The organism is Chitinibacter fontanus (genome assembly GCF_013423785.1).
GTDB lineage: Bacteria > Pseudomonadota > Gammaproteobacteria > Burkholderiales > Chitinibacteraceae > Chitinibacter > Chitinibacter fontanus.
Window position 1 is genome coordinate 2,960,397 of record NZ_CP058952.1, and the last position, 16,557, is coordinate 2,976,953.

Annotated in this window: 13 protein-coding genes and 1 tRNA gene; 7 read left to right on the forward strand and 7 right to left on the reverse strand. The window is 52.4% G+C overall.

Annotation, left to right across the window (positions count from 1 at the left end; genetic code table 11):
* Positions 1-21: 21 nt before the first annotated feature.
* The 3 genes from rpoD to phnF all read left to right on the forward strand — a co-directional run bounded on the left by rpoD (position 22) and on the right by phnF (position 2,996).
* Positions 22-1,956 (forward strand): RNA polymerase sigma factor RpoD, encoded by a 1,935-nt coding sequence (rpoD, locus tag HZU75_RS14175; RefSeq protein ID WP_157670871.1) that lies wholly within the window; start codon positions 22-24, stop codon positions 1,954-1,956.
* 48 nt (positions 1,957-2,004) lie between these two features.
* Positions 2,005-2,081: transfer RNA gene (locus HZU75_RS14180), tRNA-Ile, on the forward strand.
* Between the two features lie 204 nt (positions 2,082-2,285).
* On the forward strand, positions 2,286-2,996 hold the full coding sequence (phnF, locus tag HZU75_RS14185; protein WP_180306659.1) for a phosphonate metabolism transcriptional regulator PhnF: 711 nt from the start codon (positions 2,286-2,288) through the stop codon (positions 2,994-2,996).
* A gap of 58 nt (positions 2,997-3,054) precedes the next feature.
* Here phnF and HZU75_RS14190 read toward each other — a convergent pair whose 3' ends face one another.
* The 7 genes from HZU75_RS14190 to HZU75_RS14220 all read right to left on the reverse strand — a co-directional run bounded on the left by HZU75_RS14190 (position 3,055) and on the right by HZU75_RS14220 (position 10,969).
* Positions 3,055-4,473: an FAD-dependent oxidoreductase gene (locus HZU75_RS14190; RefSeq protein ID WP_228028081.1), complete on the reverse strand. Its 1,419-nt coding sequence runs from the start codon at positions 4,471-4,473 to the stop codon at positions 3,055-3,057.
* Positions 4,470-5,306 carry a phosphonoacetaldehyde hydrolase gene (gene phnX / locus HZU75_RS14195; RefSeq protein WP_180306660.1) on the reverse strand — a complete coding sequence of 279 codons (837 nt, stop codon included), beginning with the start codon at positions 5,304-5,306 and terminating at the stop codon, positions 4,470-4,472. Before phnX ends, HZU75_RS14190 begins: the two co-directional genes overlap by 4 nt.
* Positions 5,307-5,332: 26 nt before the next feature.
* A complete protein-coding gene (locus HZU75_RS14200; RefSeq protein ID WP_180306661.1) occupies positions 5,333-6,433 on the reverse strand; it encodes a 2-aminoethylphosphonate--pyruvate transaminase in 1,101 nt (366 codons plus the stop codon).
* Positions 6,434-6,555: 122 nt separating this feature from the next.
* Positions 6,556-8,241, reverse strand: a complete 1,686-nt coding sequence (locus HZU75_RS14205; protein ID WP_180306662.1) for a putative 2-aminoethylphosphonate ABC transporter permease subunit — start codon at positions 8,239-8,241, stop codon at positions 6,556-6,558.
* On the reverse strand, positions 8,238-9,332 hold the full coding sequence (locus tag HZU75_RS14210) for a putative 2-aminoethylphosphonate ABC transporter ATP-binding protein (protein ID WP_180306663.1): 1,095 nt from the start codon (positions 9,330-9,332) through the stop codon (positions 8,238-8,240). Before HZU75_RS14210 ends, HZU75_RS14205 begins: the two co-directional genes overlap by 4 nt.
* Positions 9,329-9,889, reverse strand: a complete 561-nt coding sequence (locus HZU75_RS14215) for an HD domain-containing protein (RefSeq protein ID WP_180306664.1) — start codon at positions 9,887-9,889, stop codon at positions 9,329-9,331. Before HZU75_RS14215 ends, HZU75_RS14210 begins: the two co-directional genes overlap by 4 nt.
* A 60-nt stretch (positions 9,890-9,949) precedes the next feature.
* Positions 9,950-10,969, reverse strand: a complete 1,020-nt coding sequence (locus tag HZU75_RS14220) for a putative 2-aminoethylphosphonate ABC transporter substrate-binding protein (protein ID WP_180306665.1) — start codon at positions 10,967-10,969, stop codon at positions 9,950-9,952.
* 217 nt (positions 10,970-11,186) lie between these two features.
* On the opposite strand from HZU75_RS14220, the gene HZU75_RS14225 reads away from it, so the two are divergent.
* The 4 genes from HZU75_RS14225 (at position 11,187) to HZU75_RS14240 (ending at position 16,509) form a co-directional block, all read left to right on the forward strand.
* Complete coding sequence (locus tag HZU75_RS14225) at positions 11,187-12,803, forward strand: methyl-accepting chemotaxis protein (RefSeq protein WP_180306666.1); 1,617 nt, start codon at positions 11,187-11,189, stop codon at positions 12,801-12,803.
* Positions 12,804-12,958: 155 nt separating this feature from the next.
* Positions 12,959-13,129 (forward strand): hemin uptake protein HemP, encoded by a 171-nt coding sequence (hemP, locus tag HZU75_RS14230; protein ID WP_180306667.1) that lies wholly within the window; start codon positions 12,959-12,961, stop codon positions 13,127-13,129.
* A 109-nt stretch (positions 13,130-13,238) separates the two neighbouring features.
* Positions 13,239-15,407, forward strand: coding sequence for a TonB-dependent hemoglobin/transferrin/lactoferrin family receptor (locus tag HZU75_RS14235; RefSeq protein ID WP_180306668.1), 2,169 nt, complete (start codon positions 13,239-13,241; stop codon positions 15,405-15,407).
* Between the two features lie 55 nt (positions 15,408-15,462).
* Entirely contained in the window at positions 15,463-16,509 is a 1,047-nt protein-coding gene (locus HZU75_RS14240) for a hemin-degrading factor (protein WP_180306669.1), read from the forward strand.
* Positions 16,510-16,557 lie beyond the last annotated feature (48 nt).

Sequence of the window (16,557 nt, forward strand, 5' to 3'; positions counted from 1 at the left end):
CTAGACACACCAAGTAGAGTCATGGCAGCAGATAAAAAATACGACAAAGAAAACCCTGAATTGAGCGGCAAATCAGAGCCAGAAAAGCTGGATCCTGAGGCGCGTAAGGCCAAGTTCAAAACGCTGATTGTGCTCGGTAAAGAGCGCGGCTACCTCACGTACGCAGAAATCAACGACCACCTCCCTGAAGACATGTTGGATGCCGAGCAAATCGAAGGCATTATCAGCATGATTTCGAATATGGGCATTCAGGTCTACGATGAAGCGCCAGATGCCGAAGACTTGCTGATGTCTGACGCGCCAGCCGCCGTCGCCGACGAAGATGCCGCTGAAGAAGCCGAAGCTGCGCTGTCATCGGTTGATGCTGAGTTTGGCCGCACAACTGACCCGGTCCGCATGTATATGCGTGAAATGGGCACCGTTGAGCTGTTGACGCGCGAGGGCGAGATTGAAATCGCCAAACGCATTGAAGATGGCTTGCGTCACATGATTACCGCCATTTCTGCGTGCCCGACTACAATTGGTCAAATTATCGACTTGGTCGATCAGGGCTTGAACGACGAAATCCGCATCGATGATGTGATTGATGGATTTATCGATCCGAACGCCGTCGAGGAAGAAGAGCAAGAGCCAGATCTACCCGATCCAGACGCAATTGCTGATGAATCGGATGGCGACGAAGACGAAGATGAAGACGACGGTGGTGCTGCTGCCGCCAGTGCCAATCTTGAGTTACTGAAAACGCAAGCGCGCGAGTGTTTCGAGCGTGTGCGTGATCTGTACACCAAGATGCTGGCAGCTCTGGATAAAGACGGCACCAATAGTCCGAAATACCAAGAATACCAACAAGCAATTGCAGCGGAATTCCAAACAATTCGCTTCTCTGCGCGTCAAGTAGAGTCTTTGTGTGATGTGATGCGTGGCATGGTCGATGATATTCGAACCCATGAGCGCCAGATCATGGACTTGTGTACTCGCCGCGTGGGTATGCCGCGTGAGCACTTTATCAAAGTGTTCCCTGGTCGTGAAACTGATCTGACTTGGGTGCCAGAAGAAATTGCTGCCGAGCATAGCTATTCCGGCGTGATGTATCGCTACAAACACGCGATCATGGAAAAGCAGCAAAAGTTGAACGAGCTGCAAGACGATTCGCGCATCAGTATTAAAGAATTGAAAGAAATTTCGCGTCAAATGAGTACCGGTGAAGCGAAAGCGCGCCGTGCGAAACGTGAGATGATCGAGGCTAACTTGCGTCTCGTGATTTCGATTGCCAAAAAATACACCAACCGCGGTTTGCAATTCCTTGATTTGATTCAGGAAGGCAATATCGGCTTGATGAAAGCAGTGGATAAATTCGAATATCGTCGTGGCTATAAGTTTTCAACTTATGCCACTTGGTGGATCCGTCAGGCGATTACCCGCTCGATTGCCGACCAAGCGCGCACGATTCGTATCCCGGTGCATATGATCGAAACGATCAACAAAATGAACCGTATCCAACGACAAATCCTGCAAGAAACTGGTTTGGAAGCGACGCCGGAAGAATTGGCTGAACGCATGGAAATGCCGGAAGACAAAATCCGCAAGATTTTGAAAATCGCCAAAGAACCGATTTCGATGGAAACACCGATTGGCGATGATGATGATTCGCACCTCGGTGATTTTATCGAAGACCAGAATAATATGGCGCCAGCAGATGCGGCCGTATATGCGGGTCTACGTGAAGCCACTAAGGAAGTGCTCGACACACTAACGCCACGCGAAGCTAAAGTACTGCGTATGCGTTTCGGTATTGATATGAGCACCGATCACACGCTGGAAGAGGTTGGTAAGCAGTTTGATGTGACGCGTGAGCGTATTCGTCAGATTGAAGCCAAGGCACTGCGTAAGCTGCGTCACCCAACGCGTTCAGAAAGATTGAAATCTTTCATTGAAAATGCGGCCAGTGAGCAGTAAAATAGCGCCTCTTTCGAATTTGCTTAGGCCAGATTCGATACAGATTACGGGCCCATAGCTCAGTTGGTTAGAGCAGAGGACTCATAATCCTTTGGTCCACGGTTCAAGTCCGTGTGGGCCCACCATTCAAAAGCACTTAGCGGAGACGCTAAGTGCTTTTTTGTTTGAGACATCCTCCTCTGACATACTTTAGTCATTACAACAATCAAAACAGCGCTAATGCGGTTAGCGCGATATTTGTCATCCGAGCAGCCAATTACTAAGCAAAATCACTGAGTTGTCATTGAGTCGTGCGTATAATTTCGGAATCTGACAGTGATAGACATGGAATGAAAAAGAATCCCGCCAAATGGCAACAAATTAGTACTGTACTTTCGGATGAAATTGCGCGAAAGCAGTTAACAGGGCAGCTACCGATCGAGCCCTTGCTTGCAGAGCGATTTATGGTTAATCGCCATACGGTGCGGCGAGCGTTGCAAGAGCTTGAGTTACTGGGCTTAGTGCGTATTGAGCAAGGCCGCGGCACCTTTGTGCAGGAAGATTTGATTGCGTACCGAATGGGGCATCGTGCTCGCTTCTCGCATAGTTTGGCTGCACAAAGTTTGGTTGGGCAGACCAAAATCCTCAAACATGCCTTTGAAATAGCTAGCGAGGAAGTCTGCAAAATGCTGGCGATTCCGCTAGGGAGCGAGGTGCTGCGGATCGACGCACACGATTATGCCGAAGGGCAGGTTGTGGGGGTCACTACCGAATTTTTGCCGTTGCCACGTTTTGTACATTTTGCCGAACTACTTGAACAGTATGGCGTGATGTCTGAAGCGCTGCGCGCATCAGGGATTGTTGGAATGTCACGCAAAATGTCGAGAATCACGGCACGCTTGCCACGGCCTGAAGTCGCAGCACAATTGGCTCAGCCAAAAACGCAGCCTATTTTATATGTGGAAAGCGTTTATCAAGATGGCGAAGGACAAATTCTGGAATATGGCATTACCCGTTTTGCAGCTAATGCCATTCAACTAGTGCTTGAGCCAGAAATTTAAAAAGGGTATATCCATCCAGCTATCAAAAATATTGGCCTAGGTGGATATACCAAATCAATTAATGGTGATCAGATTTGCCCGCTGCTGCGGCAAAACGCGCCAACCACTGATCCCACCAGCGAGGCGAACGTTCGGCATCTTCCGCATTTTCTTTCCGGCGAATCGCGTTGCGTACCATGATAGAGCCAAGCCAGCGGATCGGCTCAGGCGGGAAATGCCCCAACGGCCCGCTGACCAAGGCACACGTGCGCCAGCCCTCGGCTTCCTCGCGCACCATGCTGGCCAAAATCTGCCCGCCCAAATAGCAGGTGCTGACGCCATTGCCGGAATAACCAAAGCCGTAAACGATATTGGGCTGTTGATCCAGCTGGCCAAAAAATGGTAAGCCTGTCACCGAGCGATCGGATGCTCCGCTCCACGATGCGGCGATAGGCACGTCGGCCAGTTGAGGGAAAAAGCGCCGGATGGCTTGCCGTAACATCGGTACGTATTGGCTGGCTTGATCAAAACTCGCCAGCATACGTCCGGCAAAGGCAAAGGTATTGCCGCCCTTACCCAGCATTAAGCGGCCATCGCGGGTGCGGCGATAATAATGGACAAAAATCCGCGAATCACACACCGCCGCACCGTGGTTTAAGCCCTGTTGCGCCAATTGTTCGGGGCAAGGCTCGGTAATCACCATATCGGACGACACCAGCGCGATGCTGCGCGCAAACTGGCGAAACTGGCTGGCCATCCACGCATTCAGCGCCAGTACGACTTTGGTGGCTCGCACCGAACCAGCAGGCGTACGCAGCAGCGCAGGCTGACCATAATCTATGCCAAGCATTGGGGTATTTTCATAAATCCGTACGCCCATCTGCTCGGCAACCCGCGCTAAGCCGCGCACCAGCAGCGCTGGTTGTACACTGCCAGCGATTGGCGAAAACTCGCCCGCCAGATGCGCATTGGAACCGGTTTTGGCTTTGAGTTCATCCGCTGCTAAGCTGCGCCAACTATTGATGCGCTGCGCATCCAGCTCAGCAAGCACGGCATCCATCGCGCCCAATTGGGCCTGATTCGTTGCGGTATACACCGCGCCATCGAGTTCCAACTCGGCATCGAGCTGATGCGTTCGGCAAAAATCGGCCATCGCCAATACCGCCGCTTCCGACCCTTTGACGATGCGCACCGCTTCTGCCTCGCCAAATAGCCGCCGTAAAGTCAGGTATTTCGGTGCCAAGGTCAGCACACAACCGCCATTGCGCCCCGACGCGCCGCTGCCGCACAGGTTTTTTTCCAGAATGACAACATCCAACTCAGGCTGCGCCTGTTTCAGCTGAATCGCGGTCCACAGCCCGGTGTAACCGCCGCCAACAATGCACACATCGGCGGTAATTGATTCGGCCAGTGGCGCTCGATTCAGCGGCGCGTGGTCTTGCTCCCGCTTCAGTGCTTGCGCCATCCAGTACGGCTGAAACTCGTCGCACACACTCATGGTCGTTCACCACGTGCCAAGCGTGCCCCGATATCGGCAATCACCGGCATTAAATTAGCGATGCTATCAATCACATAATGCGCACCGGCTTGCGCGAGTTTCTCATTCGCCACACTGCGGCGCTGCGCCTGTTGTTCGGCGTCCAGCGCATCCCATTCATCTTGCGTTAGCCCGACTTCATTGCCGCTGATGGCCAGCCCGACCGTCCACATGCCTGCGTTCAAACCTTCGGCAATGCCGGGTACGGTGTCATCTACTTTAACGCAAGCGGCCACTTGGCCGATGCCCAGCTCAATCACATTGGCCAGCGCCATCCATGGCCCGGGGCGTGCGCCCGCCGCTAAATCGTCGGCCGCGACGATATGATCTGGGCTAAAACCTGCTTGCGCGGCGAGTGGCGTCAACTGCGCCATTACCGCGCGTGGGTAGCCAGTGCAGCTACCGATTTTGAGGCCCTGCGCGCGAAGCTGCGCGATGGTGTCGATCGCACCGCGAATCGGCTGTGAAAAATGGCCTACTTGTTCGATCTGCAATGGCATAAACAGCGCATAGATGCGATCAACATCGGCATCGCTCATTGTGCTGCCAAATTTGGCCTGCCAACGCGCCGACACCGACGGGATTTGCCCAACCGCTTTGATGTGATCCCATTTAGCCATCCCCATCGGCGCGCGCGCCTCGGCCAAGCTGATTTCTACGCCAATCTGGCTAAAGGCCTGAACCAAGACTTGCGTTGGCGCGAACGAGCCAAAATCAAGTACGGTACCAGCCCAATCGAAAATCACCGCCTCCAGTGGGCCGCATTTTTGGGGATGTTGTGGCTTAATTTGCATGGTATTTATCCTGTTTAAAGAGTTCATCACAACCAGCCGTGCTGGTTGAGCACATCAACAATCGCGTGTGCGGCTTGCTCTAAAGCGGCGGACTCAATCGCGCCAATGCAGCCAACACGGAAGGTTTCTACTTCGGTGAGTTTGCCCGGATACAGCAAAAAGCCGCGTTCGCGCATCGCTTGATAAAACGTCGCAAAACGGTAGTCCGGATGCGCTGGCGCATAGAAAGTCATGATGATCGGCGCTTGTAGCTCAGGCTGTAAAAACAGCCGCAACCCAGCTGCCTGCAAGCGGGTAATCAACACTTCGGCATTGGCTTGGTAGCGCGCCAAGCGTACGGGGCGGCCGCCTTCGGCCAAGTACTGATCCAGCGCAGCGCGCAGGGCGGCGACCACATGCGTTGGCGGCGTGAAGCGCCATTGGCCGGTGCGCTGCAGATAGTCATATTGATCGGCCAAATCCAGCGCCAGCGAATTTGAATTGCCTTTGGCCAGCGCAATCGCTGCACGCTGCGCGATGACAAAACCCATGCCCGGCACGCCTTCCAGACATTTGCCCGAAGCGGCAATCACTGCAGCTATCGGCTGGCGTTGCAGATCAATATCAAGCGCACCAAACGATGACATCGCATCGACAATCAAAGCCCGCCCCTGCGCAGCCACAGCTTGCGCAATCGCATCGAGCGGGTTTAGCAAACCGGTCGCCGTTTCGCAATGAATCACGCCGACATGACTGATGCTGTCGTCAGAGCTCAGCGCTGAGCGCACGGCAATCGGGTCGACGGGCGTGCCATCGGGCCAGCGCAATACGCTGACTTTTCGCCCCATCGTGCTAACAATTTTGGCCATGCGCTCGCCGTAGGCGCCATTGGCCAATACCAGCATATGCCCGTCGCGGGGCAACAAGGTGCCAATCGCCGCTTCAACGGCAAAGGTGCCCGAGCCTTGCAACGGAATGCAGCAATGGCTGTCGCCACCATTGGCAATCGCCAATAGATCAGCGCAAACACTGGCGGTCAGCGCATTAAAATCACCATCCCACGAGCCCCAGTCTTTCAGCATTGCGGTGCGGGTAGCCAGACTCGTCGTCAGCGGGCCGGGCGTTAGTAATAGTGGAGCTTGTAACATATCAACCTCATACATCTAGATGAATTTTTGACTCCTTAAAAAGCGCATTGCTGCGCTTGATAAGGGGTATTGCTATCTGAAAGCTATATTTATTTGACCTCAACCATATACCCAGTAGGGTATCAACTACGCCAACGCTGGCTATTACGCTGCAATAGCCAGCTCAATACCGCAAAGAGCGCACAGGCAAGCGCTGAGCTGGCGACAATTAAGCTGGCCATCGCTGCGGCCGCCGCGGTATCCCCGGCGTCGTCCATATTCAGCACCGAGACCGACGCCAGCATCGTATCGGGGGTATAAATAAACACCACGGCCGACACCGTCGTCATCGTGCCAACAAAGAAATAGCGCGCAATATCGAGCACTGCGGGCAAGCACACCGGCAAAGTTACGCGCCAAGCGGTGAGCCAGAACGGTACTTTGAGCGAAGCGGCCACCGCCTCAAACTCGCGATCTAGCTGCTTGAGCGCGGTGACGGCGGTTAAATGCGCGGTGGTATAAAAGTGTGCAATCGAGCACAGCACCAAGATCGCCAGCGTGCCGTACACACCGTGCAGTGGGTTGGACGGATGGTTAAAGAAAAATACATAGCCCAAGCCCAAAACCAAACCGGGCACCGCCATCGGTAACATCGCCAACAAATGCAAAGCCTGTCGCCACGGCTGAGCCGCCGCCACTTTTTCGCTTAACCACGCGCCGACAAACACCAACATCGTGCCAAAGACCGCAGTGGCAAATGACATCTTCAAACTGTTATAAAACGCCACCCAGCCGCCGCCATCGACGTCGTCAAAGTTGAAGTGATTCAGCGAGAATTGCATTTGATACGGCCACAGCTTGATAAATGCCGCAGCAACCGCCACCCCAAGAATCGCCAGCAAGGCACCGCTCACCAAGGTGCAAAACAGCAAGGCGATGCCATCGCGCAGCGGCTGGCGCTGCACCACTAACGGCTGTGCGCGCGCGCCGAGCATGGCCTGCTGTTTGCGTTGTGCCAAATGGTCGAGCACAAATGACAGCAGAGCGGGGACCAACAGCAGCACGCCAATCACCGCGCCACGGCTAAAGTTTTGCTGGCCAATTACCTGCTTGTAGGCTTCCAGCGCCAGCACATTAAATTGCCCGCCGATTACTTTGGCCGCGCCAAAATCAATCACCACCAGCGTAAACACCACCACCGCAGCCGAGAGCAGGCCGTAGCGCACGCTAGGCAAGGTCACCGTTAACCATTGGCGGATTTTGCCCGCGCCCAAGACCGACGCCGCTTCATACAGCCGTGCATCGGCCACTCGCAAAGCGGTGAGCAAAATCATCAAGGCATGCGGAAAGGTGTAAAACACCTGCGCCAGCACAATGCCCCAAAAGCCATAAATACTGCCGTTGGGAAACCAAGCTTTCAAAATGCCCTGATTACCAAACAAATACACCAGTGCAATACCGGGTAATAAGGATGGCGCGAGCAGTGGCAACAAGGCCAGCATCCGCATTAGCCCTTTGCCCGGCATCGCAGTGCGGCACAAGGCAGCGGCATATAGGTAGGCCAGCGGCAATACAATCAGCGTCGTCATCAAGGCGAGTTGCACGCTGTTGAGTGTACTTTGCCACATACCGGGCACAGCTAAACTGATGGCAATACTCTGCCAGCCCCATTGCTGCGTCGCCGGATCAATAAAGGCTTGGCTTAAGATTGCGACCAGCGGGCCAAGCAGCATCAGCCCCAATGCCAGTACACACAGGCCTGCTAAGCCCCAGGCCACAATTTCGCTGCGTGCGCGTTGCTGAACTGCGTAAAGAATTGCCGCAGTCATAGCGCAGCTCCATTGGTAAAGCTGCGCAAGCGCCCGGGGGGAATCCGCACCGGAATCAACTGGCCATCATCAATACGCAAATTGGCCATTTCCCTATGCGTAGCGACGATTTGCAATTCAACGCCACCCCACTGCGCCACTGCGACGCGCAGTCGGTAGATGCTGCCGATCAATTCGCGGTGCAGCAGTTTGCCCAGCGCGGTGTGCGATTCGGCCGCCCACGTTGGTAGCAGCTCGATGTCTTCGGGGCGGATAAATAATTCGCACGGCTTGCCCACGGGTAAATTTTGTTCCGGCGAAGTGAGTAGCTCGGCCTGACCTAAAGTGACCGAACGAGGGCCATTGGCGGTGGCGTTAAGCCAATTGCAATGGCCAACAAAGTCGGCGACAAAGCGGCTGGCGGGTTGCTGGTAGATTTGCTCGGGCGTACCGATTTGCTCTATCACGCCGTGATTCATGACGACGATACGATCGGCCATTGTTAGCGCTTCGTCTTGATCGTGCGTCACCATAATGGTCGTCACGTTCAGCCTTTGCTGCAATGCTTTGATTTCAAAGCGCAGATGTTCACGCACTTGGGCGTCGAGTGCAGATAAAGGCTCGTCCAGCAATAACAGGCTTGGCGAGGTGGCCAGCGCACGCGCCAAGGCGACGCGTTGCTGCTGGCCACCGGAGAGTTGCGCAGGATATTTGCGATCAAGCCCCGGCAGGCCGATTAATTCGAGCAACTCGTCAACGCGGCGTTGTTTGTCTTCCTGTCGGCCTTTCAAGCCATAAGCAATGTTGTCGCGAATATTTAGATTGGGAAACAGCGCGTACGACTGAAACACAATGCCATAGTCGCGCTGCGCAGGGCTAGCGCGCGTAATATCGCGGCCAGTTTGCAGGATCTGCCCCTGCTCGCAACGCTCAAGTCCGGCAATCATCCGCAGCAACGTGGTTTTGCCGCAACCCGAAGGGCCGAGCAGGCAGACAAATTCACCTTTGTTAACGCTAAGATCGATATTTTTAAGCGCAGTGAAAGCGCCAAATTGTTTGCTAATGCCGCTTAAAGCTAGCTCAGGCACAGCAAGTATTGGTTCGCGCATCATGCCACCACCTCGCTTTGGCAAACGCTAGCCGCGATGGCCAGATAATGGGCGAGAGGCTTGGTCGGCAAATCGGGAATTTTGGCCTGATCATCGCAACGGCGCAGAAACACGGCATCGTCGGCAAAATGGTTGCTAGCAAAACGCTGAACTTCAGCCTTGCTCATCACACCACCTTGCAAAATCAGCGATTTTTGCGATGCAGGCGATAAGGTGGTGTGATAGGCCGGATCAATGGCGCTTAAATAGCGCTTGGCTTCAACATGCAGCGCAATCGGTGCTAACACGCGCTGGCCAAATAAAGGCTTGAGCGCAGCAATCGCTACCGATTCATGCCGATCGTCAATACCAGCATCCACATCGTCATTTTGTTGGCCGGCGAGGATATGGCCAATATCGTGCAGAAGCGCGGCGGTGATCAAATAAGGTGATGCATGGGCCTGCTCGGCAAAATGAGCGCTTTGTAAAGCATGCGCTAACTGGCTGACGGCTTCACCGCCATATAAAGTCTGCCCTGCACCGCAATATAAGTCGGCAATATCATTCAGAGTGAATTTCATATAACACCACAACCGCCCACGCCCAAAAGCGTGTGCGGTATTGTTTGAAAATGCGTACGCTTATTTTTTCGGCTCAGATTTGCTGTCGTAACGCTTGGTCCATTCAGCCAAAATCTTGTCACGATTGCTCGCTGACCAACGCAGATCTTGTTTGATCAAACGTTTTTCGTAATCAGCTGGAATGTGCGCGTTGGGTTTAGCCACACCGGGCATGGCCACGATGGCGAAGTTTTTCTCATACAGCTCGTTCGCTGATTTTGAAGCTGACCAATCTGCCAGTTTTTTCGCGGCATCGAGGTTTTTGGTACCCTTCATGATTGAAGTGGCTTCCAGATCCCAACCCAAACCTTCTTTCGGGAAGACCAGATCGATGGGCGCACCACCGTCTTTAAGCTTGGCAGCGCGGTATTCAAATGAAATACCGATGGGGAATTCGCCTGCAGCAGCTTGTTTACAAGGTTTAGAGCCGGAATGCGTGTATTGCGCGATGTTTTCGTGCAATTTATCCATATACGCCCAGCCATCTTTTTCACCAAAGATCTGCAACCATGCGCTCACATCAAAGTAGCCTGTACCACTGGAAGCCGGATTTGGCATGACGATCTTGCCTTTGTATTCTGGCTTGAGCAGATCCTTCCAGCTTTCAGGCTTTTTCAAGCCCAGTTTGGCTGCTTCAACGGTGTTAAAGCACACCGTTGCACCCCAGACGTCCATGCCCACCCAAGCAGGTGGATTGCTGTCATCAACGTATTGCTTGCTCAGTTTTTCTACGCCTTTTGGCGCATACGCGTGCAACATGCCTTCTTTTTCAAATACCAATAGTGAAGACGCAGCTAAGCCCATCACAACATCGGCTTGCGGATTGCTTTTTTCAGCGAGCAATTTAGCCGTGATAATGCCGGTTGAATCGCGTACCCATTTCAATTTAATGCCGGGGTTTTCTTCTTCAAACTTGGCTTGATAAGCCTTCAGTTGATCGGCTTCGAGCGCCGTGTACACCGTTAAAGTGGTGTCGGCCAAAGTCATGCCAGAAACAAATAGTGTGGCGAGTGCAACAGAGAGTCGGGTAAGCGTTTTCATTGCGCAACTTTCCTTTAGGTGAGGATTTAAGTGCGCTGATTATGCCCAGCCCTTCGTTACAGCGACATTACGTCTAGACGAATTTTTGATGAGGGTGAAAATGCATAGTTTGAATGCTCATTTTCAATCAACCGGCCTTGAATTTTTGCAAAAACTGGTTGTTCTGCAACTTGCGGTTTATGCTGGTATATCAAAACGCAAATTTAGAGGTGCTGAAATGACAATTAAACTCAAGGCGTGGTTGTTATCCGCGTTTGTGATGCTTGCGCTGATTGGGGTGATGGTTGTTGGCTTATCCACCATGAAAACGGCGGCTAATGAAGATAATAAAGCGCGTATTGGACAGCTGTTGCGCAGTACTTATCTGAATATTGTCGAGCTGGAAAAAATGGCTGCGAGTGGCAAGCTAACTGAAGAGCAGGCCAAGGCGATTGCAACCCAGCTGTTGCGTGAAAATAAATACCACAAATCTGAATATGTATATGTCGTCGACGACAAGCTTAATTTTGTTTCTACGCCACTAGATCCGCAGCTTCATGGCACCAGTTTTAACGATTTCAAAGATGCTCAAGGCAAAAGTGTTGGCTCACTGGCTGTAGAAGCCTTGCAAAAATCAGGTGGTGCGCTAACCGAGTATTGGTGGAATTCGCGCCGTGATAACACGGTGGTTGATCTCTTATCTGTGGCAATCCAAACCCCGCGCTGGCACTGGATTGTGGGAAATGGCGTTAGTTTTGCCGAAGCGGATGAGCGTTTTTGGAGTAATGCCCGTTGGCAGGTGCTGATCTGTATCGTGATTTCAGCCATCGTCGCCGTGATTTTGTTATCAACTGTGCGCAAGTTGTTACTCCAGTTGGGGGGCGAGCCCGATTATGCTGCTGAAGTTGCGGTTGCCATTTCTAAAGGTGATTTAGGTCATAAAGTCGAGGGGCAATTCCGGGCAGAGAGCCTGCTTGGCGCAGTTTCAAGTATGCAAACCAGTTTGCGTGAAATGATTCAGGGTATTCAGCGTGGGGCAGAAGAGCTTAAATCGGCTTCGAACGGTTTGACCAAGCAAATGGATTCCATTACCCAAGCTTCACGTCAATCATCCGACGCCACGCAATCGAGTGCTGCAGCAATTGAAGAAATGGCCGTGAGTATTGACCATATTTCCCAAAGTGCACGCGATACTGAAGCGAACTCTTCCAATTCATCTCAGTTGGCGGTGGAAGGGGAGGGTTTGGTTACCAAAGCGGCGCAGGAAATTCAATTGGTGGCATCGCAAATTTCTGCGGCATCTGAATTGATTAGCGGTTTGGTTGAGCGTTCGCGCGAAATTGATAGCATCGCTGGGGTGATTAAAGAAATTGCTGATCAAACCAATTTGTTGGCACTGAATGCGGCGATTGAAGCGGCCCGAGCTGGTGAACAAGGGCGCGGATTTGCCGTGGTTGCTGATGAGGTTCGCAAATTGGCGGAACGGACTTCGGAAGCAACCGGCCAAATTACCCGCATGGTTCATGCTGTGCAGACAGATACATTGTCTGTTGTTGCCAGCATGGATGAAGCAAAACCACAGGTGGCACGCAGTGTGCAGATGGCCGATCGTGGTGCCAATATGCTGCGTGAAATCAGTAGCGGTGCTTCTGAAACGCTGATTAAAATTCGTGAAGTGGCAAATGCAACTTCTGAGCAAAGCCAGGCTAGTAGTAGCTTGGCCGCCAATGTAGAGCGAATTACGCATATGGTGGAAGAGTCGGCTGAATCAGTACGTGCTGCCAATGAGAATGTGCGCTCCTTGGAACAATTGGCCAGTGATCTGCGTTCGGCTGTTGCACGCTTTAAGTTGTAAGCTAGCTTGAACTTGCTGCGCCGAGTGAATGCAGCTTAGGAGTTTAAAAAGCCTTTATCGATGTCTTCGGTAAAGGCTTTTTTGTTATGAAAGCCCTGTTTCTAACGTTCCAATAAATAATTGCAAATGATAATGATTATTGTTAATATTGTGGCATGAAGATTCAAACTGCTCTAAATTCCAGCGCAACAGCGCCAATAAAAACGCTTGCCGTAGTGCAAAGTCAACAATTGCTGGGTGGTCAGCGTCAGATTGTGATTGAGCATTACGGTGAGCGTTACGTGCTGCGCGAAACCAGTCAGGGAAAGTTGATACTGACAAAATAAAATTGGCTCAATAAGCCATTCAAATTACCAGCAAGCCAGCCAGTCCCGCTTATTGAGCGAGGTAGCCAGCCGCAGCGTATTCCAAGCCATTGGCATGGATGCGATCGACATGACTACAAGGACTGCCATGAAAACCCTACCCCATTATCTTGCACTGACGCTACTGGCGAGCGCGCTGCAAAATCTGCATGCCGCCGAATCATCAATCGCTGATACTTTGTTGCCTGCAACGGTGGTAACTGCCACACGCAAAGAAGCACAAATATCCAGCCTGCCTCCATCTGTGAGTGCAGTTACGCAAGAACAGCTGCAGCAACAATTCATAGCCGATTACAGCGATTTGAGTAAAGGTGAGCCTGATCTGAGTATTAGCCGTCATCCGCGCTATGGTTTATCCAGTGTAAATATTCGTGGACTGGAAGGTAATCGGGTATTGATGATGGTGGATGGCATCCGTCTGGCCGATAGTTTTGCCTTCGGCCCTTACCAGAATAATGGGCGCGATACGGTTGATTTTGCCAGCTTGCAATCAATTGAAATTGTGCGTGGGCCTGCATCATCACTGTATGGATCCGATGCATTGGGTGGAGTCGTTGGTTTACGTACGCTAGAGCCTGCCGAGCTACTCAAGGGGCGTGGCCCGTTTACGGCTCAGCTAGGCATGGATTACGACAGCAGTGACGCCAGTGTGGGCGCGCGGGCTAGTCTGGCTGGCATGGCGGGGGAAGACAGCTTCTGGCTACTCCAGTTGGCAGGCCGTGAAGGTAGCGAGCTAGATAACCGGGGCGAATATGATAGTAAAAACAATCTGTGCACCACACCTAATCCACAAGATATTAGTAGCCGCAGTGCGCTAGTCAAATTCCGTACACTGCTTGATGGCGGGCATACTTTGGGGCTTACGGCCGATTATTTTCGGCGAAACACGGATACCGAACTGTATAGCGATTTAGGCGACCCAATGTTGCCAACCGTGCGCTCAAGTCGCGCCGAAGATCAAACCGAGCGCTGGCGCGTCTCGGGTGAATATGATTTTGCGGCACAAAATGCCAGTTCTTGGCTCGATAGCGCCAGTGTACGTCTATACGCACAACAACAAGATACTGCGCAAACTACATTACAGCGGCGTACGACTGCCAGTAACTGGAGTCGTGTTTCCGAGTATTCACAAGACCTGCTAGGCATGAATGCCCAAGCTGGTAAGCGCTGGCAAACCGGGTTGTTTGAACAAAATGTACTTGCCGGCTTGGAACTCAGTCGCACCGACCTGACGCAGTATCGAACCGGCACACCACTGAATAGCACCTTGGAAGTGCGAGATGTTCCTTTAACCACCACGACCCAGTGGGGTTTATTTATTCAGGATGAAATGGCGTTGGCTGGCACTGGATTAACGCTAACACCAGCTCTGCGTTACGACAATTACGACTTACAGCCAAACAATGATTCCGCTTTTTTAAAACAGGGTGGCAAATCGGTGAGTCTTAGCGATGGCAAGCTCTCACCCAAATTGGTTCTGAGTTGGAAAGCCAGCGATACAGCTAGTTTCTTTGCGCAATACAGCCAGGGGTTTCGCGCCCCCAGTCCTATGGAACTCAATGGCAGTTATGTCTCGCCCATGGGTTACGCGGCAGTGGCAAATCCAGACTTAAAACCAGAAACCAGCGCTGGGTTTGAAGTGGGTACTCGGCTCGGTAGTGAGCAGCTGGGGCTGAGCTTGAGTGCATTTGATAACCACTACAAAAATTTTATTGAGCAAGTCACCTTAATTTGCCCGGCAAATCCAGCGTGTTTGCCTAGAACCAGCTTGATTTACCAATCGCAAAACGTGGCGAATGTTGAGATTTATGGTGCCGAGTTGCGTGCGCATTGGTCGTTGATAGCCGGCTGGCGTACTTGGGCCAATCTGGCATGGGCGCGCGGTAGTAATAGCGATACGGGTGCGGCGCTCGATAGTGTTGCACCGCTCAAAGGGCAATGGGGGCTGAGCTACACCGATAACAATTGGGGTGGCGCATTACTGCTTTCAGCCGCAGCTAGCCATGAGCGGGTTTCACAGCAAACCTATTTTAAGACGCCAGGGTACGGAGTGCTCGACCTGACAACATGGTGGGAGCCTCGCAAAGATTGGCGCGTGAATGCCGGGATTTTTAATCTGGCAAACAAAAAATACTGGCTGGCCAGTGATGTGGTCGGGGTGAGCAGCAGTAGCAAAGTGCTCGATCGCTATAGCCAGCCCGGCATTAACGCTCGGGTGAGCCTGAACTGGAAATATTAATTTGCCATCTGCCCGCCGGTACGGGCGGGTGTACCCATATGCTAAGGAGCACACAATGAATGCGATCAATTTTACTGAGCAGCAACACACTTTGCAGGCGGCCTATGCCGCCTTACGAGAGCAGGCCCCGCAATTGCGTGCGCGTGAAATAGCCCGTCGCCTAAATGTGAGCGAAGCAGAGCTGGTGGCTGCGCAGTGTGGCGTTAAGAGCGTAGCGCTGCAAGGTACACCACAGCACTTATTTCGTGGTTTGCCAGCTTTTGGTCGTGTCATGGTTCTGACGCGCAATGATTGGTGCGTGCATGAACGGCATGGTTACTATGAACAGGTCGAGGCAGAAAAAGCGATTGGGCTGGTGCTAGGTAAGGATATCGACCTGCGTCTGTTTTTTAATTATTGGCACAGTGCATTTGCAGTCGAAGAAGGCGATCGGCGCAGTATTCAGTTTTTTGCCGCTGATGGGGTTGCTGTTCACAAGGTATATCTCACAGCGTCAAGTAATCAAAGCCATTGGGAGCAATACCTGGCAGAAAATCGTGCCGATGGGATCAAGCCGCTGATCGTTAACCCATACCCGCCCGAGTCAGCCGATCGGCATACTGCTGATCCGCAAGCGTTGCGCGCGGATTGGTTGGCGTTAACGGATACGCACGGGTTTTTTCCAATGTTAAAACGCAACAAGCTGCAACGTTTGGGGGCGCTGGAAGCTGCTGGTGCTGATCTGGCTCAGCAAGTGGCATCAGGGGCGGTAGAAATCATGCTTGAAAGTGCCGTGGCCCAGCAATTACCGATGATGTGCTTCGTCGGCAGTCGAGGTGTTGTGCAGATTCATTCCGGCCCAATTCAGAAATTACTGCGCACTGGCCCGTGGTTTAACGTACTTGATCCCGATTTCAATTTGCATCTTGACACGACGGCAGTGGCAAGTAGCTGGGTGGTTAATAAACCAACGAGCGATGGTTGGGTTACCTCCTTGGAGCTGTACGCAGCAAATGATGAATTGATTGTGCAGTTTTTCGGCGTACGCAAACCGGGGCAGCCGGAAGACAAAGCTTGGCGAGCCCTGATGTGCAGTTTGTGTGCTAGGCCATTGGCACAGTAATTAGCTCTTGTTTCCAAAGAGCAGTGGGCGTTGTGCCCACTGCAGTAG

Coding starts and splice junctions, on each gene's coding strand:
- rpoD (WP_157670871.1), top strand. CDS start 22: ATGGCAGCAGATAAAAAATACGACAAAGAAAACCCTGAATTGAGCGGC.
- phnF (WP_180306659.1), top strand. CDS start 2,286: ATGAAAAAGAATCCCGCCAAATGGCAACAAATTAGTACTGTACTTTCG.
- HZU75_RS14190 (WP_228028081.1), bottom strand. CDS start 4,473: ATGAGTGTGTGCGACGAGTTTCAGCCGTACTGGATGGCGCAAGCACTG.
- phnX (WP_180306660.1), bottom strand. CDS start 5,306: ATGCAAATTAAGCCACAACATCCCCAAAAATGCGGCCCACTGGAGGCG.
- HZU75_RS14200 (WP_180306661.1), bottom strand. CDS start 6,433: ATGTTACAAGCTCCACTATTACTAACGCCCGGCCCGCTGACGACGAGT.
- HZU75_RS14205 (WP_180306662.1), bottom strand. CDS start 8,241: ATGACTGCGGCAATTCTTTACGCAGTTCAGCAACGCGCACGCAGCGAA.
- HZU75_RS14210 (WP_180306663.1), bottom strand. CDS start 9,332: ATGATGCGCGAACCAATACTTGCTGTGCCTGAGCTAGCTTTAAGCGGC.
- HZU75_RS14215 (WP_180306664.1), bottom strand. CDS start 9,889: ATGAAATTCACTCTGAATGATATTGCCGACTTATATTGCGGTGCAGGG.
- HZU75_RS14220 (WP_180306665.1), bottom strand. CDS start 10,969: ATGAAAACGCTTACCCGACTCTCTGTTGCACTCGCCACACTATTTGTT.
- HZU75_RS14225 (WP_180306666.1), top strand. CDS start 11,187: ATGACAATTAAACTCAAGGCGTGGTTGTTATCCGCGTTTGTGATGCTT.
- hemP (WP_180306667.1), top strand. CDS start 12,959: ATGAAGATTCAAACTGCTCTAAATTCCAGCGCAACAGCGCCAATAAAA.
- HZU75_RS14235 (WP_180306668.1), top strand. CDS start 13,239: ATGACTACAAGGACTGCCATGAAAACCCTACCCCATTATCTTGCACTG.
- HZU75_RS14240 (WP_180306669.1), top strand. CDS start 15,463: ATGAATGCGATCAATTTTACTGAGCAGCAACACACTTTGCAGGCGGCC.